Annotated in this window: 19 protein-coding genes and 2 tRNA genes; 10 read left to right on the forward strand and 11 right to left on the reverse strand. The window is 59.2% G+C overall.

Annotation, left to right across the window (positions count from 1 at the left end; all coding sequences use genetic code 11):
- Window positions 1-9: 9 nt before the first annotated feature.
- Both FHL16_RS10015 and FHL16_RS10020 read left to right on the forward strand, forming a co-directional pair.
- Window positions 10-86 (forward strand) — tRNA-Asp (locus FHL16_RS10015).
- Between the two features lie 189 nt (window positions 87-275).
- Window positions 276-351 (forward strand) — tRNA-Val (locus tag FHL16_RS10020).
- Window positions 352-436: 85 nt separating this feature from the next.
- Here FHL16_RS10020 and FHL16_RS10025 read toward each other — a convergent pair.
- Window positions 437-1,570 carry a catalase family protein gene (locus tag FHL16_RS10025; protein ID WP_077748154.1) on the reverse strand — a complete coding sequence of 378 codons (1,134 nt, stop codon included), beginning with the start codon at window positions 1,568-1,570 and terminating at the stop codon, window positions 437-439.
- On the reverse strand, window positions 1,567-3,375 hold the full coding sequence (locus tag FHL16_RS10030) for a di-heme-cytochrome C peroxidase (protein ID WP_077748255.1): 1,809 nt from the start codon (window positions 3,373-3,375) through the stop codon (window positions 1,567-1,569). Before FHL16_RS10030 ends, FHL16_RS10025 begins: the two co-directional genes overlap by 4 nt.
- 271 nt (window positions 3,376-3,646) lie before the next feature.
- On the opposite strand from FHL16_RS10030, the gene FHL16_RS10035 reads away from it, so the two are divergent.
- The 6 genes from FHL16_RS10035 (at window position 3,647) to FHL16_RS10060 (ending at window position 7,116) form a co-directional block, all read left to right on the forward strand.
- On the forward strand, window positions 3,647-4,360 hold the full coding sequence (locus FHL16_RS10035) for an FKBP-type peptidyl-prolyl cis-trans isomerase (protein WP_010456752.1): 714 nt from the start codon (window positions 3,647-3,649) through the stop codon (window positions 4,358-4,360).
- 293 nt (window positions 4,361-4,653) lie between these two features.
- Window positions 4,654-5,109, forward strand: coding sequence for a YkvA family protein (locus FHL16_RS10040; protein WP_010456751.1), 456 nt, complete (start codon window positions 4,654-4,656; stop codon window positions 5,107-5,109).
- 114 nt (window positions 5,110-5,223) lie between these two features.
- Window positions 5,224-5,565 carry a helix-turn-helix domain-containing protein gene (locus FHL16_RS10045; RefSeq protein WP_077748155.1) on the forward strand — a complete coding sequence of 114 codons (342 nt, stop codon included), beginning with the start codon at window positions 5,224-5,226 and terminating at the stop codon, window positions 5,563-5,565.
- On the forward strand, window positions 5,562-5,933 hold the full coding sequence (locus FHL16_RS10050) for a hypothetical protein (protein ID WP_003223109.1): 372 nt from the start codon (window positions 5,562-5,564) through the stop codon (window positions 5,931-5,933). Before FHL16_RS10045 ends, FHL16_RS10050 begins: the two co-directional genes overlap by 4 nt.
- The gene (locus FHL16_RS10055; protein WP_077748156.1) at window positions 5,934-6,341 is read left to right on the forward strand and encodes a sel1 repeat family protein; all 408 of its coding nucleotides are present in this window, start codon (window positions 5,934-5,936) and stop codon (window positions 6,339-6,341) included. It begins immediately after the preceding gene.
- 439 nt (window positions 6,342-6,780) lie between these two features.
- On the forward strand, window positions 6,781-7,116 hold the full coding sequence (locus tag FHL16_RS10060; protein WP_077748157.1) for a hypothetical protein: 336 nt from the start codon (window positions 6,781-6,783) through the stop codon (window positions 7,114-7,116).
- A gap of 137 nt (window positions 7,117-7,253) precedes the next feature.
- Here FHL16_RS10060 and FHL16_RS10065 read toward each other — a convergent pair whose 3' ends face one another.
- A complete protein-coding gene (locus FHL16_RS10065; RefSeq protein WP_077748158.1) occupies window positions 7,254-9,044 on the reverse strand; it encodes a bifunctional diguanylate cyclase/phosphodiesterase in 1,791 nt (596 codons plus the stop codon).
- Between the two features lie 120 nt (window positions 9,045-9,164).
- On the reverse strand, window positions 9,165-11,246 hold the full coding sequence (locus tag FHL16_RS10070; RefSeq protein WP_010456732.1) for a carboxy terminal-processing peptidase: 2,082 nt from the start codon (window positions 11,244-11,246) through the stop codon (window positions 9,165-9,167).
- A gap of 140 nt (window positions 11,247-11,386) precedes the next feature.
- Between FHL16_RS10070 and FHL16_RS10075 the strand changes: the two genes are divergently transcribed.
- Complete coding sequence (locus FHL16_RS10075; protein WP_077748159.1) at window positions 11,387-12,349, forward strand: zinc-binding dehydrogenase; 963 nt, start codon at window positions 11,387-11,389, stop codon at window positions 12,347-12,349.
- A 54-nt stretch (window positions 12,350-12,403) separates the two neighbouring features.
- Here the strand turns inward: FHL16_RS10075 and FHL16_RS10080 are convergent, their stop codons facing one another.
- From FHL16_RS10080 to FHL16_RS10105, 6 genes are all read right to left on the reverse strand, one after another.
- Window positions 12,404-13,057, reverse strand: coding sequence for an HAD family hydrolase (locus FHL16_RS10080; RefSeq protein ID WP_077748160.1), 654 nt, complete (start codon window positions 13,055-13,057; stop codon window positions 12,404-12,406).
- A gap of 115 nt (window positions 13,058-13,172) precedes the next feature.
- Complete coding sequence (locus tag FHL16_RS10085) at window positions 13,173-14,162, reverse strand: ABC transporter ATP-binding protein (RefSeq protein ID WP_010456726.1); 990 nt, start codon at window positions 14,160-14,162, stop codon at window positions 13,173-13,175.
- Window positions 14,159-14,959 (reverse strand): ABC transporter permease, encoded by an 801-nt coding sequence (locus tag FHL16_RS10090; RefSeq protein WP_010456724.1) that lies wholly within the window; start codon window positions 14,957-14,959, stop codon window positions 14,159-14,161. The genes FHL16_RS10085 and FHL16_RS10090 overlap by 4 nt, the downstream gene beginning before the upstream one ends.
- The gene (locus FHL16_RS10095; RefSeq protein ID WP_154501365.1) at window positions 14,946-15,782 is read right to left on the reverse strand and encodes an ABC transporter permease; all 837 of its coding nucleotides are present in this window, start codon (window positions 15,780-15,782) and stop codon (window positions 14,946-14,948) included. The genes FHL16_RS10090 and FHL16_RS10095 overlap by 14 nt, the downstream gene beginning before the upstream one ends.
- Before the next feature lie 5 nt (window positions 15,783-15,787).
- Window positions 15,788-16,594, reverse strand: a complete 807-nt coding sequence (locus FHL16_RS10100; protein ID WP_077748161.1) for an alkaline phosphatase family protein — start codon at window positions 16,592-16,594, stop codon at window positions 15,788-15,790.
- 188 nt (window positions 16,595-16,782) lie between these two features.
- Complete coding sequence (locus tag FHL16_RS10105; RefSeq protein WP_077748162.1) at window positions 16,783-17,847, reverse strand: ABC transporter substrate-binding protein; 1,065 nt, start codon at window positions 17,845-17,847, stop codon at window positions 16,783-16,785.
- Window positions 17,848-18,196: 349 nt separating this feature from the next.
- Here FHL16_RS10105 and FHL16_RS10110 point away from each other — a divergent pair, with 349 nt between their 5' ends.
- Window positions 18,197-18,910, forward strand: a complete 714-nt coding sequence (locus FHL16_RS10110; RefSeq protein WP_008030372.1) for a UTRA domain-containing protein — start codon at window positions 18,197-18,199, stop codon at window positions 18,908-18,910.
- A gap of 112 nt (window positions 18,911-19,022) precedes the next feature.
- Here the strand turns inward: FHL16_RS10110 and FHL16_RS10115 are convergent, their stop codons facing one another.
- Entirely contained in the window at window positions 19,023-21,191 is a 2,169-nt protein-coding gene (locus FHL16_RS10115; protein WP_077748163.1) for a mechanosensitive ion channel family protein, read from the reverse strand.
- Window positions 21,192-21,204: the final 13 nt, after the last annotated feature.

Raw genomic sequence — 21,204 nt, forward strand, 5'->3', positions numbered from 1 at the left:
GTGTTACGCGCAGCGGTAGTTCAGTCGGTTAGAATACCGGCCTGTCACGCCGGGGGTCGCGGGTTCGAGTCCCGTCCGCTGCGCCATATTCGGTAACCTGGAATGCTGAACGCCAGGTCACCACGGAAAAGCCCGCTCAACGCGGGTTTTTTTCTGTCTGTTGTTCCTGCGGAATGTGTTGTTTCACCGGTTTTCAGATTTTTTTGAAGATTTATTCAATTAAATCAACACTTTACGAAAATCTGTGGCACAATGCGCCCCGCAACGAAGGTAAAGGGTGATTAGCTCAGCTGGGAGAGCGTCTGCCTTACAAGCAGAATGTCGGCGGTTCGATCCCGTCATCACCCACCACATTCGGTAATCTGGAACGCTGAACGCCAGGTCACCACACAGAAAGCCCGCTTTATGCGGGCTTTTTGCTGTCCGGGATTTGGCTTTATTGCTCGGCGTTGCGGCTGTGTCGGTAATCGCTGATCGCTTCGTACACCGCCTTGCGCAGACGGTTGATCCCGCCAATCGGGCGATGAGCCTCAAGCCCGAACCACGGGTTGAACGATTGGTTATCGCATTGCACGTTTAGCGCTGGCGTGTCGAAGTCCTGGGCGGGCAGCCTGATCCGTGCCACGGTTTCGAACGGCGCATCCTTTTCCTTCCATTGGATACTCGTGTCCTCGATCGGCATGTACTTGCCCGGATCCTGGCGCTGGATCTGCAAGACAAAGCACGCGGGCACCCGATCCGTCGACAACTGCTGATTCAGCGCATTGCGTAAAAAATTCGGCAGCTTCTGGTTCTGCGCCGGCAACGTGTAGGCCGGGCAACTGTCAGGGGCGGGCGTCACCCGAAACTTCGCATTGGCGTTACCGAACTTGTAGGGCGAGACCGAAAAGTACGTCGTCTGCGTCGGACTTTCCGGCGCAGGGGAGAGTGTCGCCAAAGCGATAAACAGATGACGGACCTGCCACGTGCGCGGATCCCATCCGGGGAAAAACGCCATCAGCTTCTTGCCATCGGCCTGGGCGGCCACATTCTGACGGTATTCGGCGACATCGCTGACGAAGAAATTCGGGTGGCTGAACATCACAAAGTCCTGTTCGCCACGGCTTTGTTGATCGGTGAGCAGTTGTTTGCCGGGCACGTCGTGCAACTTGATCGCCATGCCCCGGGCATCGCGGGTACTGTCGAACTGTGGATAGGCATTGCCGTTGGACAGCCGCATCGTCGCTTGCCAGGTTTTGCCGGGTTCGCTGAATACGCCCTGACGCAGCGCTTGCGTCAGATCCGGCAGGACCTGGACTTCGGCCTTCACGCAGCCATGGGCCTTGGCGTGCGCATCACGCAGGTAGCGGGTGCTTTCCCGGTGCTGATCGACGATGCGCACGGCCGTCTGGATGATGTCCTGAGTCATCGCCGCTTCGCCATTCGGGATCAGTTCTTCAGCGGATACCGGTCCACTGTGCTGCCAGGCAAACCACGCCGTGGCCAGCGCCCAGCCGAGTACTCCCAGGCCCAGTAACCACAACAGGGTTTTGCCGAGAAAGGCGCCCAACCACATCCACAGTCTGCTCATGGCAATTGTGCCTCCAACGGGCCGCCCAACACTTTCAGATACTCCAGCAGCGCCCAGCGCTCCTGCGGTTGCAGCAGGCGACCGATGACGCCGTTACCCAACTTGCCAGCACGGAATTCGTGGCCACTGTTGTGATTGCCGGTGATGCGCGTGTCGAACTTGAAGCCATTGGTAAAGGCCTCGGTGCGATAGCCCAGGTGCCTGGGGTCGTACTCGAACGTGCCTTTGAAGAAGGTCGTTGCGCGTTCATCCTGGGGCGAGAGCAGTTGATAGATGCTTGGCACCGAACCGTTGTGCAGAAACGGCGCCGTCGCCCAGACGCCGGCCAACGGACGGGCCTTGTAGGCGCGCAATTCACGCACGCCAATCGGCAGGCCGAAGCCATCCATCTCCGGACGCTCGGCCTCGGGGATTTTCGCCTCGCGATAAGCACGGTTTCCGACGAAAGCGGTGACGTAGGCCAGGCCTTTGGCTGACGAGAGTTTGCTCATGTCCAGCGGTTCGGCGGGCGGCGGCTGCAACTGCACATCCAGTTTCGCCAGCTCCGCCGGGTCCCATTGCAAGGCGCTGAGGTCGAAACGATGGTCGGCGATGTTATTGGCCGCGCCCGGGTCTGTGCCGATGTAATCCACCGGCAGCATTTTCAGGTGTTGCACCCAACGCCCGTTGGTCTGGACCGATCGAGGCACGTGGCAACCGGCGCAGTTTTCGCTGAACAATTCGCGACCTTTGACGGCCAGAGGCTTATCGACAGCGCCGAGCAGCGCTTCGGGCCAGGCCGGTGGTTTGAGCCGTTGCAGGGTTTGTTCGATCTGGTGCAAGTCGCGCAAGCGGACACTCGACGGATAGCGCTCGTCACCTTTGAGCGGCTGGCCATTGGCGTCGAAGAAATCCAGGGTGGCACCGACGCCCAGCGCTTCGCCGATGTTGCGGGCCATCGGTTGCTGCGCCGAACCGTTCCATTGCACCCAGTCGAAGGTCCACATGTCCCACAGTTGCGGGTAGTCCACCGGCGCATCCGCCACGCGGTAATTATCAGGTGAAATCGCATCGCCGAAGCTGGCATTGGCAATGCGCCCGAAAGCGTCGGTGCGGCCGGGGCCTTCCTCGGTCGGATAGAGCCCGCGATGGGTATCGTTCCAGGCCACTTTCACGAACGTATTGAGGGAGGCTTTGAAGTCTTGGCGCAACTGTTGGCGGCGGGTGTCGTAGTCCTCGCCCAGCACGTTGCGGGCGAAACGTTCGAATTTCCACGGGTTGTAATAAGTCGAGACCAGACTGGCGACAAGTGCTTGTCCGAAACTGCCACCGCGTAGTGTAGGAACACTGGAAGGCAGGACATGCTGCGCCGAACCGCCGTCGATCCGCACGGCCTGGCCATTGAAACGCAATTCACCGGTGTGGCAGGCGGCGCAGGTGATGTCGAGGAACTCCTCCTGGCTGCCGGGGTTTTGATGGCGGGCAAACCCCACGGGCAAGTTGGCAGGGTTGTTCGGTGTGGCTTTCTGCTCGGGGTCGATCAGGAAACCAAAGCGTGCGAGGTATTCCGGGGCGGCGAAGCGATGTTCCGAGAAGGGCAGTTCGAGTTCCTTGAACCAGTCATAGCGCAAGCCTTTGACCTGAGTGCCCTGGGGGGTGAAGTAGTAAGTCTGGCGGTCGGCGGCGCTCCACTGTTCCAGGTAATGCACCTGTTGTGCGGGGGACCAGGTCGGCAATTTCGGGTTGGCGACGTAGTACAGCACCACGGCGAGGCCCAGCCCCAGCAGCACAGCGAACAACACCAGCAGGCGGAATAAGAGGCGCAAGATAAACATCCTTGTCGATTTTGTAGCTCTCTTATGCCTCAGTGCTTGAGGTGCGGCAAGTGGCCATTACGCCAGATGCTGTGGGATCCGGTATTCGTCTCTGTAAGGCCCAAGATGACAGAAGCTTCATCGCTGCAATCCCGAAATGCGTTAAAACACCTGAACTTATCAGAAGTTTCCTGCTCTCATGCCGGTAGCCATTGGTCGTGGCCGCCTGATAAGCTCGCGGCTTTACTCGATTGCCCTTTAGGCGCATGAACAAGGAAATAGCATGAAACAGCATCGGTTGGCGGCGGCGGTGGCCCTGGTTAGCCTGGTACTTGCGGGTTGTGACTCGCAGACCAGCGTAGAGCTGAAAACCCCGGCGCAAAAAGCTTCCTACGGGATTGGCCTGAACATGGGCAAGAGCCTGGCTCAGGAAGGCATGGATGACCTGGACTCCAAAGCCGTAGCCCAAGGCATCGAAGACGCCGTCGGCAAGAAAGAACAGAAGCTGAAGGATGAAGAACTGGTCGAAGCCTTCGCAGCACTGCAGAAGCGTGCTGAAGAGCGTATGGCCAAAATGAGCGAAGAGTCGGCAGCCGCCGGCAAGAAATTCCTCGAAGAAAACGCCAAGAAAGCGGGTGTCACCACCACTGCTTCGGGCCTGCAATACGAAGTGGTCAAGAAAGCTGATGGCGCACAGCCAAAGCCGACCGACGTAGTGACTGTTCACTACACCGGCAAGCTGACCGACGGCACTACCTTTGACAGCTCCGTCGACCGTGGCAGCCCGATCGATCTGCCGGTCAGCGGCGTGATTCCGGGTTGGGTCGAAGGCCTGCAACTGATGCACGTTGGCGAGAAGTACAAGCTGTACATTCCTAGCGAGCTGGCCTACGGCGCCCAAAGCCCAAGCCCGGCGATTCCAGCCAACTCGGTGCTGGTATTCGACCTGGAACTGCTGGCGATCAAGGATCCAGCAAAAGAAGACGCCGCCAAGTAATCAGCGTCTGCTTAAAAAACAACGCCTCGCTTTATGCGGGGCGTTGTTGCATCTGGCGTTCAGCGAGGGTAAACAAAGCGAACGGATGCTGTACGGTGCAGTCATAGCCATTGAGGACGCCGTGCTAGCCGCGCCGGCGCGCCAAGTCAATGAAATCTTGGGTTTTTTTATGTGAGTAAAAAACGCCCGATCTGAGTTGAGCCCTTATGAAACGGGGCTTTCAGCCGTGAAATATAGCTCTGTTCACAAGGTTATCCACAATTTGTGTGGATAACATTTCAGCGGGAGGAATGATGAAAGCACCTTGGAATTTCGCTCGTTTCCTGCCACTCGCCGGACGCCTGCTTGCCCGTGGACGTTTGCCGACCCTGCTGTTCGCCGTCGCCAGCAAAGGGGCCAGTCAGGGCAACCGATTGGGCAAACTCAAAGACGATCTGCGCCTGATGCAGGCACTGTGCCTGGCCTACTGGCGTGGGGAGTACCGCGCCATCAGCCCGAAGGCGCTGATCTCGGTGGTGGCCGGCCTGATGTACTTCCTCAGTCCGGTGGATGCGATCCCCGACTTCATCCCGGTATTCGGCATGCTGGATGACATTGCCGTGCTGGCCTGGTTGATGAAGGTCCTCGACGATGAACTCAATGCGTTCCGTGCCTGGCGCAAACGTCAGTTGCCGGAGAAGCTTGCGGTGGTGGAGCGGCTCCCCGATACACCTGAGCAACTTCAGCTTCAAGGCCCGAAAAAAACCTGATTCGATTGAGGATCGTCCTTATATTCATACCCCCCGCGACCGTGGCCGCTGTTAGGATTACACTTCTAGGGAAAAGTGCCGACTCGCTAAGTGTCGTTGTCCTACGGGGAAGTCATGGATATTCAGATAATCACACGCGAAGGCGAGCCCGAATACGCGGTTTTGCCGTGGGCTCAGTACCAGGCTCTACTGAAAGCAGCAGGCATCAACCAACAACCGGCGCCCGACACGCCGGCGCGTCAAGCCACATCATCAGACCCGATTCTTCCAGGTCTGGATCAACTACGCAGTTTGCGCGAAGGGAAGGGCATCGCCATCGAGGCGCTGGCCCGCACGGTAGGCATCAGCCCGTCTTATCTGGCCCTGATCGAAAGTGGCGAGCGTCTACCCGACGCTGCAATTCGCCGCAGTCTGGCCTGGGAACTGACGGTGCCAGGGTGGAGGGATGAATCGTGAGCGTCCGCATCAGTCGTCAACATTGGGACGGGTTGTTGGGTGAGCTGGATCAGGCCCGCCGCCAACGGCATCTGCTGACTTATCGAGCCTTGCTTGAACGTTTGCAGTTGCCCACGCCGGCCATGCAAACCCTCACCGCTGCGCTGGAGCATCTGGCTGCGCTGGACGCCAAGGCCGAGCAGCCGCTGCGCAGCTCGCTGGTGATCAGCCAGGGTGCCAGCCGCCTGCCACGCACCGGTTTCTTCGAATGTGTCGAGCGTCTGGGGCGTTTCTCGGGACCGTCCGACGGTGTCGCCGCCGCCTCATGGCACGCTTCGGAAGTGGTGCGCGTGTTCGAATACGAATACCCGGAATCGGCGGAGGCCTGAGTGTTTTTACGCCTCAAGGCACGGGCCAGTTACTGGCTGGCCCGCCGGTTGTTTCACTGGTCGTGGTTCGTGCGACAGCCCCGCGGCTGGAGTTGGCTCGAAGGCCAGTTCGCACGGATGGCCAATCTGGGTGATGTCGGCGCGCAAAGCTTCTATGGCCACATCCTGACCTTTCGTGGCGTTGGCCTTGGGGCTCGCGAGGAGGGTGTGCGATTGCTGCGCCTGGCGGCTTTGGCGGGGGATGGCAAAGCGGCGTATCAGGTGGGAGTGATCAGTTTGGCGGGGACGCCGAGCAAGGCGCCGGATCCGGTGGAAGCGGCGAGATTCTGGGAGATGGCGGCGAAGGCGGGGCATCCGTTGGCTGAGATGAAGCTTAAAGAGCTGGCGTCTCGGGAGGACGCGAAGTAGGCGTGGGTGGTTTTTGTAGCCAGTCATGGCTGATCAGGGATTTACCCTACGCAGTTCTCAGCTTCTCCTGACTTCTTTCCTGATTATTCCCCCGCAAAGTGCTGCGCGTTTAATGCTGTGGAAAACCATCGGAGATTTCCTTCGAGTTGTGGCGGCTTTCATGAACTGGTGCGAAGGAAGTTCACCCGATAGCCTTTGATGGTCACTGAACACTCAGTGGTGGGGTGTAGGAACCCTTTCGGCATCGGTATTGCGTAAGCGTCGAAACCTGATTTGCGGCCGTTAATGTGCGTCCGTAACATCTATTGCGGCGGCTGTGCGCGGGCACGCTTCGGCGTGGTCGAGTCTCCGATGCTCGGTATTCCTACCCCGCGTATAGCTGCCACCCAAGCCTGTAGGAAGGTTTTTGGCAGCTCCCATTGTCATCGGAAGGTCTCAAATGCCAACACTTCATCCTGATCCACCCTACGAAAAGCCAGTTTCCCATCCGAAAAACCGCTTCATGGCGCTGACAAGCAACTGCAGCGACATGCCCACCTTGTTCGTCGACACCCATGCGCCACTCGATATTCTGACCGACGCCGCCCGCTACCGAATCCGAGCCGTCACCCAAGTGCTGGAGAACCTCTCCATGCGCGGTTCAGTTGAATGCGATTCCATGATCCTCAGCGACTTCGCGTTGCTCTGCGCCATTCCGTTGCGCGATGGCTGTGATGTGCTGGATGTGCTGGATGTGGTTGGGCGGCGGCTGGGGGCGTGGTCAGTAGCGGATTGAATCCAGAGATTTTTGTTGTGTGGTCTGGCCTCTTCGCGGGCAAGCCTCGCTCCTACGGGAGATGGGTAGTCCACAATAGTTGCGAACGACAAAAACCCCTGTAGGAGCGAGGCTTGCCCGCGAAGGCGTCCGTTCAATCACCGCTGCCCGATGATCAAATCCTCGTTTTGCACCGGCACCGCCAAACTATCAATCACATACACGCTATACCCCGCCACATTCTTCGCGTGATGCTTGGCCTGCGAAGCCATCTCTGCCAACTGGCTCGCATCGAGTTGTCCACAGGCCTGTGGGTGTAAATGCACGACGCCGATCGACAATGACAGCAGTGGAAACTCCTGGCGCATGCCTTGGCGATTCGGTGCGATAAAGCAGCCGGCTTCCAGGTGTTCGCTGCGGTAGAAGCGTCGGCACTGGCTGTGGAAGTCGTCCAGTAACTGGTTCAGACGTTTGCGCCAGTCTTCCGGGCCGAGCACCAGCAGGAAGTCATCCCCGCCGATATGGCCAACGAAGTCGCGGGCCGGGTCCACCCGATCGTTCAGGCATTGAGCCAGACACAGCAGGACTTCGTCCCCACGGCCGTAGCCATAGATGTCGTTGAAGGGTTTGAAACTGTCGATGTCGACGTAACAGATCACCGACTCCCGTTCCTGTTGCAGCAGCCGCGTCAGGCATTGCTGGATGGGCACGTTGCCTGGCAACAGGGTCAGCGGGTTGGCGTAGCGGGCCTGCTGGATTTTCAGTTCGGTAATCAGCTTGAGTACATCGATCACCCGGCCCAGACCCAGATAGCCGCCGTTGAGGGTGATGATGAAGTCCTCCTCGATGCGCTGGCGCGCGCGGCTGGTGATCAAGCGACTGACTTGTTGCAGTGACTGGCTCATCTCGACGGCGAGGAAGTCGTCGTTCATCAAGCGGCTGATGGGCTTGCGTGCGAACAGGTCGGTAGCAAAGGGCTTGAGCAGTGCGTCCGAGAGCGAATGCCGATGGACGATGCCGCAGGGATGGCCTTGCTCGTCAAGCACCGCCAGTGAGTTCAGGTTGGCCTGGCGGCGGAAGGCTTCCAGCACCGTGGCCGTCGGTGTGTCCCTGGCCACGGCCGGTTGGTCGTTGAGCAAGGCGCTGAGGTCACTGGCGTCATCATTCAAAGCCACTGCTGTGCTTTCCCGTTTTGGCATCAAGACTCGGGCGTCGCGAGGTGGATGCTCTTGAGGCCGACACAGCAAGTAGCCTTGCACCAGATCGACGCCCATCTCGGTCAACACCGCGAGTTCTTCCGGCAATTCGATGCCTTCGGCGATCACTTGTGCCCGTGAGGCTTTGGCGATTTGCAGGATCGAGCCGACGAATTCACGTTTGAGGGCATCCTGGTGAATGCCATCGATAAAGTGCCGGTCGATTTTCACGTAATCCGGCCGCAGCTCGGACCAGAGCCGCAAACTCGAATAACCTGCCCCCAGATCATCGAGCGCAATGGAAAAACCCATCGCCCGGTAGTGATGCAGGGCATTTTGCAGCAACTGGAAGTCGTCGGTCGGGGTCTGTTCGGTGAGTTCGATCACCACCTGGCTCGGCGGGATGCCGAAGTCCTGCAGCAATTGCAGGGTGCGACCCGGTTGGTGAGCGGCCTCCAACAGGGATTCCGGAGAGACGTTGAGAAACAGTTTGCCCGGCAGCTGTTGTTCATTGAAGCGTCGGCAGGCACTTTCACGGCAGGCGATTTCCAGCTCGCTCAAGCGACCGGCCTGGCGGGCAACCGCGAACAATGCGATGGGGGAGTGCAGCGGACTGTTCGAGGGGCCGCGAGTGAGGGCTTCGAAGCCGACAATGCGTCGCTCAGAGACGGAAATGATCGGCTGGAACAGGCTGTGCAAACCGCTTTGAGCCAGAATGGAACTCAATGCACTCAGCTGTTCGGTGGTGGTCATGGCGATCTCTGGCGATAAAAAAAGGACTGGGAGCCATGAGCTCCCAGTCCTTTATTTCACGACAGAATGATGACTGTTTGATGACGCTCCGGGGAGCGTCAGCATTAAATTGCCATCATTTTAGTGCTTGGCGACCGCGGTGTTGAGTTTCAGGTAGTCCAACAGAATCCGCCCGGTCTCGCTCAAGTAGGCATCGTCTTCTGGCTTGGTCTTGTCCGGCTCGGCCGCGATGGCGTCTTCGTCTTCTTTCTTCAGCTCTTTGAGCGGCTCTTCGCCCTTGGCCTTGCGACGGATGTTTTCCATCACCAGTTGCTTGGCTTCGATATCGGCGTGTTGCGCACGGCGATCGGCTTCATTGAGGCTGACGGTTTTCTCCGTCATCAGCTTCTGGGCCAAGGCCAGCTTGTCGCGAATGAACACGAATTCGGCGTCTTTGGCCGTGCGCACGTCATGCTCGGATTTGAGCTGCGTGATGTACGGTTTGAAAGGGTCGGCCGCCGGCTTGATGGCCGCGCGGATGGTGTCCCACGGCATGGCTTCCGGCAGGGCGCTTTCGCCGATTTCCTTGGTGTCGATGATCGACGGGTAATCGATGTCCGGCAGTACGCCCTGATGCTGGGTGCTCTGGCCGGAAACCCGGTAGAACTTGGCCAGGGTCAGTTTCAGCTCGCCATGGTTCAACGGCTGAATGGTCTGCACGGTGCCTTTACCGAAGGTCTGGCCACCGATAATCAGTGCACGGTGGTAGTCCTGCATGGCGCCGGCAAAAATCTCCGAAGCCGAGGCGGACAAGCGGTTGACCAGCAACGCCATCGGGCCTTTGTAGAATGCGCCCGGGTTTTCATCTTCCAGCACATCGACACGGCCGTCGGCATTACGCACCAGCACGGTCGGACCTTTGTCGATGAACAGACTGGTCAGCTCGGTGGCTTCCTGCAGAGAGCCGCCGCCGTTGTTGCGCAAGTCGATGACCACGCCGTCGACTTTCTCTTTCTGCAGCTCGGTCAGCAGTTTCTTGACGTCGCGAGTGGTGCTCTTGTAATCCGGATCGCCAGCACGGAACGCCTTGAAGTCGAGGTAGAAGGCCGGGATCTCGATGACGCCGAGCTTGTAGTCCTTGCCATCCTGTTTCAGGTTGAGCACCGACTTCTTCACTGCCTGGTCTTCAAGCTTCACCGCTTCGCGGGTGATCGGCACGATCTTGCTGGTCTGGTCGTTTGGCGCATTGCTGGCCGGAATCACTTCCAGGCGCACCACGGTGCCTTTCGGACCACGGATCAGCTTGACCACTTCGTCCAGGCGCCAGCCGACCACGTCGACCATCTCTTTGTTGCCTTGGGCAACGCCGATGATCTTGTCGGCCGGTGCAACCTGTTTGGTCTTGTCGGCCGGGCCGGCAGGCACCAGGCGCACGACTTTCACCTGGTCGTTATCGCTCTGCAACACGGCGCCGATGCCCTCGAGGGACAGGCTCATGTTGATGTCGAAGTTTTCCGCGTTATCCGGCGACAGATAGTTGGTGTGCGGGTCGTAGGACATGGCGAAGGTGTTGATGTACGCCTGGAAGATATCTTCCGCACGGGTCTGGTCCAGGCGCGCCAACTGGTTTTTGTAGCGCTTGGTCAAGGTTTCCTGAATCTGCTTGGAATCCTTGCCCGCGATCTTCTGCCGCAAGACTTCGTCCTTGACGCGTTTGCGCCACAGGTCGTCGAGTTCTGCGGTGGACTTGAGCCAAGGGGCGTCCTTGCGATCGATCAGCAAGGTTTCCTTGGTGTTGAAGTCGATTTTGTCGACGCCCTTGTTCAGCTCGGCAAGGGCGAAGTCCAGACGCGCTTTGACGCGGTCCAGGTAGCGCTTGTAGATGGTGAACCCGGCGTTGAGATCGCCGCTTTTCAGGAAGTCGTCGAACTGGGTCTTCCACTTGTCGAATTCGGCAATGTCGCTGGCCATGAAGTAGCTGCGCGACGGATCCAGCAGCTTGAGGTAGCTGTCATAGATGATCACGGAGCGCGCGTCATCGAGCGGCGGCTTGCTGTAGTGATGGCGCTTGAGCAGTTCGACGACGTTCAGGCTGGCGATCACTTCGTCACGATCAGGCTGAAGCTTGTCCCAGCTATTGGCTGCGAATGTATTGCTCGACATCGGCAACAGGCCGATACCAATGAATAGGGCTAGGGCGGTGCTGGGGAAAAAATGCTTCATGCTGATTCGACGCGGAGACAATTGATCACGCATATTAGGCCGTCTTTGAAGTCGCCGGTTCCACAAAGGGCCGGTCACATAATGCAAGAAAGCCCGGCGCTACAGCTACGGGCTCAGTCCAGACTCACTATGGAGGCACTGTGAAAGCATTGCAAGGCGTGGAAGGTCAAGTGGAGTGGGTTGAAGAGCCCAGTCCTACATGCGATGTAGGACAAGTTCGGATTCGAGTGGCGGCAGCAGGCCTCAATCGCGCCGATTTGTTACAGAAAGCAGGGCTTTATCCGCCACCGCCGGGAGCCAGTCAGGTACTGGGTCTTGAGTGTTCGGGGGTGATCAGCGAAGTCGGCCCGGGCTCGTCCTGGCAAGTCGGCGATCGGGTCTGCGCCTTGCTGGCCGGGGGCGGGATGGCCGAAGAGGTAGTTGTCGACGGACGGCATGTGCTGCCGGTCCCCGAAGGTTTGTCCCTGGCCGAGGCGGCGGCGTTGCCGGAAGTGTACGCGACCGTCTGGCTGAATTTGTTTCAACTCGCTGCGCTCAAACCGGGTGAGAAAGTTCTTCTGCACGCCGGAGCAAGTGGAATCGGTTCAGCGGCCATTCAGCTATGCAAGGCCTTTGGCAACCCGTGCTGGGTCAGCGTCGGTTCCGCCGAGCGTCTGGCTTATTGCGAAGCGCTGGGTGCGCAGGGGGGGGTGGTGCGCACGGGCGACCTGGACAGCTTGCGCGACCTGGGACCGTTCGATGTGATTCTCGATCCGGTCGGCGGCAACTACGCCGCGCTGAACCTGAAAATGCTGGCTCTGGATGGTCGCTGGGTGCTGATCGGCTTGATGGGCGGTCGTGATGCGAACCTGGATCTGGCGCAGGTTCTGGCCAAGCGCGTGCAACTGCTGGGCTCGACGTTGCGCAGTCGCGATGAGCAGTTCAAGGCGGATTTGTTCAGTGATTTGAGCCAGCATGTGTGGCCGTTGTTTGCTGAAGGGCGGTTGAGTCCCCAGTTGGCGAAGACCTACCCGATCAAGGACGCCGAAGCGGCGTTTGCGGAGTTGGCGAGTAATAAGGTGGCGGGGAAGCTGGTCCTGATAATCGACCCAAGCCTGACCTGAAGGACACACTGAACCTGTAGGAGCGAGCGGGCGGCGCTCCTACAGGGGTATCGGTTACTTCCAGATATGGATTGGCCAGCCGGCTTTTTCGGCGTGCTCAAGCAACACCGGATCCGGGTTCACCACGTGTGGGAAATCCACCTTCAATAGCAGCGGTAAATCGTTACGCGAGTCGGAATAGAAACTCGCACCTTCCAGATTCTCCTCTTCCGCATCCAGCCACTCCAGCAACCGGACGATCTTGCCTTCGCGGTAGGTCAGGGTGCCGACGGTCTGACCGCTATAAACGCCATGCGTCACTTCCAGTTCGATGGCGAGAATCTCGTCGATGCCCAGACGGTCGGCAATCGGCCTGACCAGGTGCGTGCCCGAGGCCGAGATCACCAGAATCCGGTCACCGGCCTTGCGATGGGCGGCGATGGCTTTGGTGGCGTCACTGAAGATGATCGGCTCGATGAAGTCTTCCACCCAAGGCCCGACCAAATGCTCGACCTCTTCCGGTGTGCGCCCGATCATCGGCTCCAGGCTGAAGGTCATGTACTCCTCCATGCGCAGTTTGCCGTGGCTGTAAGCGTCCATCAGTTCGTTGTTCTGACGCATGAACGACTCGGGATCGACCCAGCCCAGGCGGCCCATTTGCGCGCTCCAGAGGGTGGCGCAGTCGCCGTGGATCAGGGTTTCGTCCAGATCAAAAATTGCCAAGGCCATTAGTGCGGTTCTCTCCGAGAACAGCTTCAAGCGGCAAGTTTCAAGCCGCAAGAAGTGATTGAGGTGGTGAGCAGTTTACAACTTGTCGCTCGCAGCTTGCAGCTTGCAGCTGTTTTCAAGCTACTTCACACAGGGCAGTCGGATCGATGGAAAGTGCCAGGCGCTGACCATCGGGGTGCAGATCGGCCGCCGAGCGGTTCAGCACATCCACCACCAATTCCACGCCCCGGGCTTCGACCCGATAGCGAATCACGTTGCCCAGCAAACTGTGGCTGCGTACTTGCGCATCAAGCTCGCCATTGAGGCTCAGCTCGATGGCTTCCGGGCGAATCGCGATGCGGTGGTTGATCGGCCGTTGCAGCAGTTTCGAGGCGCTGTCGGCGTCCAGCAGGTTGTAGTTGCCGATGAAACCGGCGGCAAACACATCCACGGGCGCGGTGTAGAGGGTTTCGGCGTCGCCGCTCTGTACGATCTTTCCCTGATTCATCAGGAAAATCCGGTCAGACATGGTCAGGGCTTCTTCCTGATCGTGTGTGACGAAGATCGTGGTCAGACCGAGTTCACGCTGGATCTGACGGATCTGTTCGCGCAGATGCTTGCGAATCCGCGCATCGAGGGCCGACAGCGGTTCGTCCAGCAACAACAGCCGCGGACGGGTAACCAATGAGCGGGCGAGGGCCACGCGCTGGCACTGGCCGCCCGACAATTGATGCGGGTAGCGCGCGGCGAAGTCATTGAGCTCCACCAGTTTCAGCACTTCGGCGACACGCTTCTGGCTGTCGTCGGCGTTGACCTTTTGCATGCGCAGACCGAAGGCGATGTTCTGCTCCACGGTCATGTTGGGGAACAGTGCATAACTCTGGAACACCATGCCAATCCCGCGTTTCTGTGGGCTCATCGGAACCAGATCGACGCCCTCCAGCAGAATCTTGCCGCCATCCACCGACGTCAGGCCGGCGATGCAACGCAACAGCGTGGACTTGCCGCAACCGGACGGGCCGAGGAGGGTGACGAACTCACCTTTCTGGATTTCGCAGTTGATGTCGCTGAAGACGGTGGTGCCCGCGTAATTTTTTTGAAGATGTTGGACGCTGACATAGCTCATTCGCTTTTGTCCTTGTTCAAGATATTGGCCGCCCAGGTCAGAACCAGCACAAAGAAGAAGTAGGAAATCACCAGCGCACTGGTGAAGTGGCCGCTGCTGTTACGCATGTTGTTGAGGTAGACCTGCAAGGTTTCGTAGCGGGTGCCGACCAGGATGTTGGCGAACACGAATTCACCGAACAGGAACGAGAACGACAGCAGCAATGCCACCATCAACCCCTTGCGCAGGTTCGGCAGCACCACCAGGAACGCGGCTTGCCAGGTGCTGGCGCCGAGCAGTTGCGCGGCGTCCATCAGGTCGCGCAGGTTGATCGCTTGCAGGTTGTTGGTGATCGCCCGGTACATGAACGGCAGCGCGATGGTGAAGTAGCAGCCGATCAGAATCCACGGCGTACCGACCATCGCAAATGGCCCGGAACCGTAGAGCTGCAACAGCCCCACCGAGGACACCACCGGCGGCACCGCGAAGGGCAGCAGGATCAGGATGTTCATCAGCGCATCGAGTTTGGGGAAGTGGTAATGCACCACGAACAGCAGCGGCAGAATCAGCACCACCGACAGAATCAACGCGCCGACGCACACCAGCAGCGACTGCCCGAAGGCATGCAGAAAGCGCGGATCGCTCCACAGCTGGATGTACCACTTGAAGGTAAAGCCGCTCGGTAGAATGGTCGCCGACCAGCTGCTGGCGATCGAGTAGATCAACGTCCCGGCCAGCGGCAACAACAGAATGGCAAACAGCACGTACACCACCACCCGGTGATAGACACCGGCGGGGCCCAGTTCAGCGCGAGACATGGTAGCTCCTCTTCAACAGCAGCTGATGCACGATGGTCACCAGGGTCATCAACGCCACGAGTACCACGGCCAGCGCGCTGGCCAGGTTCGGATCCAGGGAAATGTCGCCGGACACCATCGCCGCGATGCGGATCGGCAGTACGTTGAAGTTGCCGGTGGTCAGCGCGTAAACCGTGGCGTAGGCGCCAAGCGCGTTGGCCAGCAAAATCACGAAAGTGCCGAGCAGCGCAGGGGTCAGCACCGGCAAACCGATGTGGCGCCAGAACTGCCAGCCGTTGGCGCCGAGCAGTTCGGCGGACTCACGCCAGTCTTCGCGCAAGGCATCGAACGCCGGATAAAGCAGCAGCACGCCCAATGGAATCTGGAAGTAGGTGTAGAGAATGATCAGCCCGGTCTTCGAATACAGGTTGAAGTCCTGAATGATCCCGGCCTGCTTGAGCATGATGGTGAAGCTGCCGTTGAACCCCAGCAAAATGATGAAGGCAAAGGCCAGGGGCACGCCGGCGAAGTTGCTGGTCATGTTGGCGAAAGCATTCACGAAGTTACGCAGTTTCGAGTCGACCCGGCGCAGGGAATAGGCGCCGAGCACCGCGATGATGATCCCGAATACGCTGGACCAGAAACTGATCTCGAGGCTGTACTGGATCGCTTGCAGATAGAACTTCGAATTGAAGATCTTGGTGAAGTTGGCCAGGCCCCAGCCGAACTCTTCCGATTGCAGGCTGTTGATCATTACCCAGACCAGCGGCGCGATCTCGAACACGATAAAAAACAGAGCGAAAGGCACCAGGCACAACGCTGCCAGCCATTTACCACGGGTCATGGCATTCACTTGAGCAGCTCCCGGCAGACAGGTTTGTCGTGGGCCACGCCCAGCAGTTCGCAGACCGTGCCGCAGATGTCAGTCTGTTTGGGCGCGGCGCTGGCGTTGAAGCTGAAGGCATCGCCCAGGACAAACAGCGGCACTTCCCGTTCTTCCGCCAGCAGGCCGTTGTGCGAGCGGTCGTTGTTCATGCCGTGGTCGGCGGTCACCAGCACTTGGTAGCCGGCGTCGAGCCAGGTTTGCAGGTAGTCGGCCAGGATAATGTCCACCGAGCGGGCACTGTTGCGGTATTGCGGGGTGTCGAGGCCGTGCTTGTGCCCGGCGTCGTCGATGTTCATGGGGTGGATCAACAAAAAGTTGGGCGCGTGGCGCAGACGCAGGTTTTCAGCGTCTGCGAACAGGTGCGAATCCGGGTAGTGATCGTTCCAGTAGAAGTGACCGTGCTGGATCGGCAGGTCGGGGTTGTCGGTGTGACGATCCCGGGCGGCCTCGAACGGCGAGCGGTTATACAACTCGCTGACCCAGTGATAGGCCGCGGCGGCGGTAGTCAGGCCGGCATCCGTGGCGTAGTGATAAATGCTGCGCTGGTTGGACAGGCGCGCGACGTTGTTGTGGACGATGCCGCTCTCGATGGGCGGGACGCCGGTGAGGATGCATTCGTAAAGCGGTCGGGACAGGGCCGGCAGTTCGCACTCCAGTTTGTAGAGTGCCGCGCGTCCTGCGCCGACGTAAGCCTGCAGGTGCCCCAAGGCGTGGCGCGCGACTTCATAATTGAGGCCGTCGAGCACGACAAGGATGACGTTGTGCTTCATAGGGGCAAAAACTCCGCGAAACAGACATTCATAAAACTTGAATTCACCACGGTCCACTGTGGGAGCGAGCCTGCTCGCGAAGGCGTCGAGTCAGTCAACACAGGTGTTGAATGTCAGTCCGCTTTTCGCGAGCAGGCTCGCTCCTGCATTTGGATCTCCATCAGCCCGACAGAAGTCGGGCTACAGGGTTATTTCATTTCAACAAGGACTTCTTCGTTCCACTTCTGCGGCAAAGCCTTGGAAGTCTTTTCCCACGCATCCGCGTCTTTGATCGGCGTGACCTTTTTGTATTGCTCGTTTGGCAGCAGCTTGGCCTGGACGTCAGCCGGCAGCTTGATGTGCTCGGCGCGGATTGGACGGGCATTACCTTTCGCCAGGTTGATCTGACCGGCATCGCTGAAGATGTATTCGCGGGTCAGCTTGGCGGCGTTCGGGTTCTTCGCGTATTTGTTGATGATGGTGGTGTAGCCGGAAATCACCGAACCGTCGGAAGGGATCAGCACCACGTAGTCATCGGGGTTCGCCATCTTGGCCTTGTAGCTCAGGCCGTTGAAATCCCAGACTACGCCGACTTCGATTTCACCCTTTTCCATCGTGGCGATGGTCGGGTTGGCCATGGACAGGCGGCCCTGCTTGGCGATATCTGCGAACAGCAACAACGCTGGCTGCAGGTTCTTTTCGTCGCCACCGTTGGCCAGTGCGGCGGCCAGTACACCGTTGGCGGCCTGGGCGGCGGTGCTCACGTCACCGATCGACACCTTGTATTTACCGGTTTTCAGATCCGCCCACTTGGTCGGAGCTTCGGAACCGTGCAGCAGCTTCTTGTTGATGATGAACGCGATGGTGCCGGTGTACGCCAGTGCCCAGTTGCCGTCCTTGTCCTTGGCCCAGTCCGGGATCTGGTCCCAGGTGCTTGGCTTGTAGGGTTGCACCACGCCTTGTTTGACCGCGATCGGGCCGAAGGCTGCGCCGACGTCGCCGATGTCGGCACTGGCGTTGTCTTTCTCGGCGGCGAACTTGGCGATTTCCTGCGCCGAGCTCATGTCGGTGTCGATGTGTTTCAAGCCGTATTTCGTGGCCAGGTCTGCCCAGGTGCCTTTCCAGTTGGCCCAGTCATCGGGCATGCCGACGCTATTGACCGCACCTTCCGCTTTCGCAGCGGCTTCCAGGGTTTTCATATCATCAGCGGCCATGGCGGCGCTGCACATGGCAATGGTCGAGCCTAACAGTGATGCCAGGAAAAGCTTTTTCATCCGAAGCTCCTTTGGGCGTTTTCAACGCTGCGATTGCGGTTGTGTTGGTCTAGGTCAGCAATACCTGAGCCAATTTAGGCGCCGCTGATGACATTTTGATGTCGACGATCGGTCGGCCTATATTTTTCGAGCGGTGATGCTCAGGCTTGCGAGTAAGCGTAGACCATGGCTAAAGGGCTGATACGAAAGGACTTGGCCGTGAATTTGCAGGTGTCTGGCGCAACCGTTCGGCGGCTTTGTCATCTGCCAGTCACAAGCAGTGCCTAGGCTTGCAGGGAGTTGATGGAGCCAGTTTGAATCACGGTTCTGCCCCGAAACAGTGCTGGTCTAGTCCAGATAGGTAACGTTGATGCGCATCGAGACAACCAAAGCGGTGACAGCCATCGGGCAGGTTCTGCAAGAACAGCTCGACCATGGCCTGTTGGCGCCCGGGAGCAAACTGCCGGCCGAGCGCAAGCTCAGTGAGTTGTTCGGCACCACGCGTATCACCGTGCGTGAAGCCTTGTTGCAACTGGAAGCTCAAGGGCAGATTTATCGGGAGGAACGCCGTGGCTGGTTCGTGTCGCCACCGCGCCTGGCTTACAACTTGATGCAGCGCAGTCACTTTCACGCGATGGTCAGTGCGCAGGGGCGGGTGCCGTCCACCGAGGTGATTTCGGCGCGGTTGCAACCGGCGTCGGCGGCGGTGTGTGCGTGGTTGCAGTTGCCGGCGTTGTCCAGCGTGATTCAGATCTGCCGGGCGCGGCGCATTGATGAGCGGCTGGTGCTCTATGTGGAGCACTACCTGAATCCGCAGTACTTTCCGGGGATTCTGGAGTTCGATCTGAATCAGTCGATCACCGAGTTGTACGCCAGGCATTACGACTTGCACTACGGTCGGGTGCGTTTCGAGATCGTGCCGACGGCGTTGTCGGTGGATGCGGCGGCAGCGTTACGGGTGTCGGTGGGGAGCCCGGGGTTGCGGATTGCTCGGGTCAACTACGATCAGCACGAGCGGTTGATCGATTGCGACCTGGAGTTTTGGCGGCATGATGCGATTCATGTCGGGGTGGATGTGGTTTAGCCAGGGAGACCGCGTCGCTCCCATCGCGAGCAGGCTCACTCCTACATTGGAATGCATTTCAAATGTAGGAGTGAGCCTGCTCGCGATGGCGTCCTCACAGCCACCCTATCAATCAAGTAGCAGATACGTCCTTCTGCGGCCCACCACCGGCCGTAATCACCTGCACACTCATTCGCGGCATCGCCAGGTCCATCCCGGCCTCATCCAGATGCCGCTTCAGCGACAGATTGAACGCCCGTGAAACTTCCCACTGCTTGATCGGTGCAGTCTTGAACCGCGCCCGAAGAATCGCGTTGCCCGACTCGAAACTTTCGACACCCTGAATCTCCAGTGGCGACCAGATATTGCGCCGTTGCAGCGGGTCGGCGCGCATTTTCTGGCCGACTTCGCGCATCAGCTTGATCGCCTCGTCGATGTCCATGCTGGCGGGCACCGCCACCCGGAAGATCGCGTAGCCGAATTCCCGGGAGTAGTTCTTGATGCTTTTGATTTCGCTGAACGGAATGGTATGGACAATGCCGTCGATGTCCCGCAGGCGAACGGTGCGGATGGTCAGGCCTTCGACAGTGCCGAGGTGGCCGCCGACATCCACGTAGTCATCGATAGCCAGGGAATCTTCGATGATGATGAACAGGCCGGTGATCAAATCCGCGACCAGCGACTGCGCACCGAAACCGATGGCCAGGCCGATCACGCCGGCACCGGCCAGCAGTGGCGTGACGTTCATGCCCATGTTCGCCAGCGCGACGATCAGCGCAATGATGAAAATCGCCACGAACAGCACGTTGCGGATCAGCGGCATCATTGTCTGCGCGCGGGCGTTGGCCAGGCCTTTGCGCGAGCGGGTGAGGGCGTGGTGCACCGCGGTGTCGCTGAGGATCCAGATCAGCCAGGCAAAAATCAGCGTACCGGCGAGGCTGAACAGTTTGACGCTGACTTCATGGCCTTCGCCTTCGGTGAAGGCAATCAGCGACATGCCCCAGACCCGCAGGCCCAGTTCGATGAAGACCAGCCAGACCACGAGATGGGCGAGGGTGTAGAAGAAACTTTTCAGACGCTCTGAATACAGCGCATGACGCTTCACACCCTTTTGCGGTTTAAGCGAATGACGACGAACCAGGCCGTTGATGACCATGCACAACACCAGCAGCACGGTGCAGATCAGCGCCTGGCGCAATGCGGTGCTGGTGTCGCCCGCCGAGACGAAGGTGGCGAACAGCGAGATGCCCACCAGCACCAGCGCGGGCACGTACCAGAAGGTGCCGAGAATCTCGATGGTGTCGCTGAGCGCGCGACGCGTCAGACGTCGGGACAACGGCTGGTTGCGGATCAGGTGGGCGATGGGGCGGCGGAAACGCAGGATGAACAGCCCGGTGGACAGCGCCGCCAGGACGTTGGCGACGGTGGCGGCGGAGTGGGCCAGGTGACTGCCCAGGCTGGCGACCAGGCGCGGATCGCTCAGTGCTTCACCGAATGCGGCGAAACTGCCGATCAGCCACAACGGTCGAAAGGCTTGATGGCGCAGGATGTACAAGGCCCGGTGACGATGCGGGCCGTCGAGCAAGGAAAACGCGATCACGCAGATCGCCGAAAAGCAGGTGCCGACCACCAGCGCGTAGGCCAGCACCATGGCCAGGCTTTTGCCCAAGGATGAGGGCAGGGCATAGCTCATGTAGACCGTGATGACCAAGGCAATCAGCCACGGCCCGAGTTTGCGCAGGGCGAAGCGCAACATGTCCAGGGCCTTGGGGTGTTGCGGCAGTTCTTCGGTGAGGCCGAAGCGCATGCGCACCCGGTGACTGACCCAGATCAGCGCAGCGGCCAGCAGGCTCCAGACCATCAGAATCATGGCGAAGGCAAAGATGATCGGCAGCCACTCGTTGGCCGGCAGCATCAGCGCGGTCAGTTCGTCTTTGGCCAGGTCAAATTCTTCGGACCAGCGCGTGAGCGGGCTGTCGGCACCGGAAAACTGTTTTTCGAAGGTGGCCAGTGTGCCGCCGATCAGGCCGAGCACGCCTTCTTCGGCGGCCGGCTGAGCTTTTTTGGTGACGTCGCGCAGCTTTTTCAGGTCCGCCAGCAGTTTGCTCCGCTGCTGATCGTTCTCCAGCGACTTGATGACTTCGTCCAGTGATTGGCCCAGCGGTTCTTGCGCTTCTGGCTGGGCCTTGGCCGAACTGTTGAGCAAGCCCGGCAAACCGACCGCCTGGGCAGGCGCCATCGGCAGCAGCGTCATCAGGCAGACAAGGAAGAAACACGGCAGGGCGAAAAGACGAGCGAACACTAGGCGGTCAACC

Origin of the sequence: Pseudomonas sp. FSL W5-0299 (assembly GCF_005930655.1) — a bacterium.
In the GTDB taxonomy this organism is placed as follows: Bacteria; Pseudomonadota; Gammaproteobacteria; order Pseudomonadales; family Pseudomonadaceae; genus Aquipseudomonas; species Aquipseudomonas mandelii.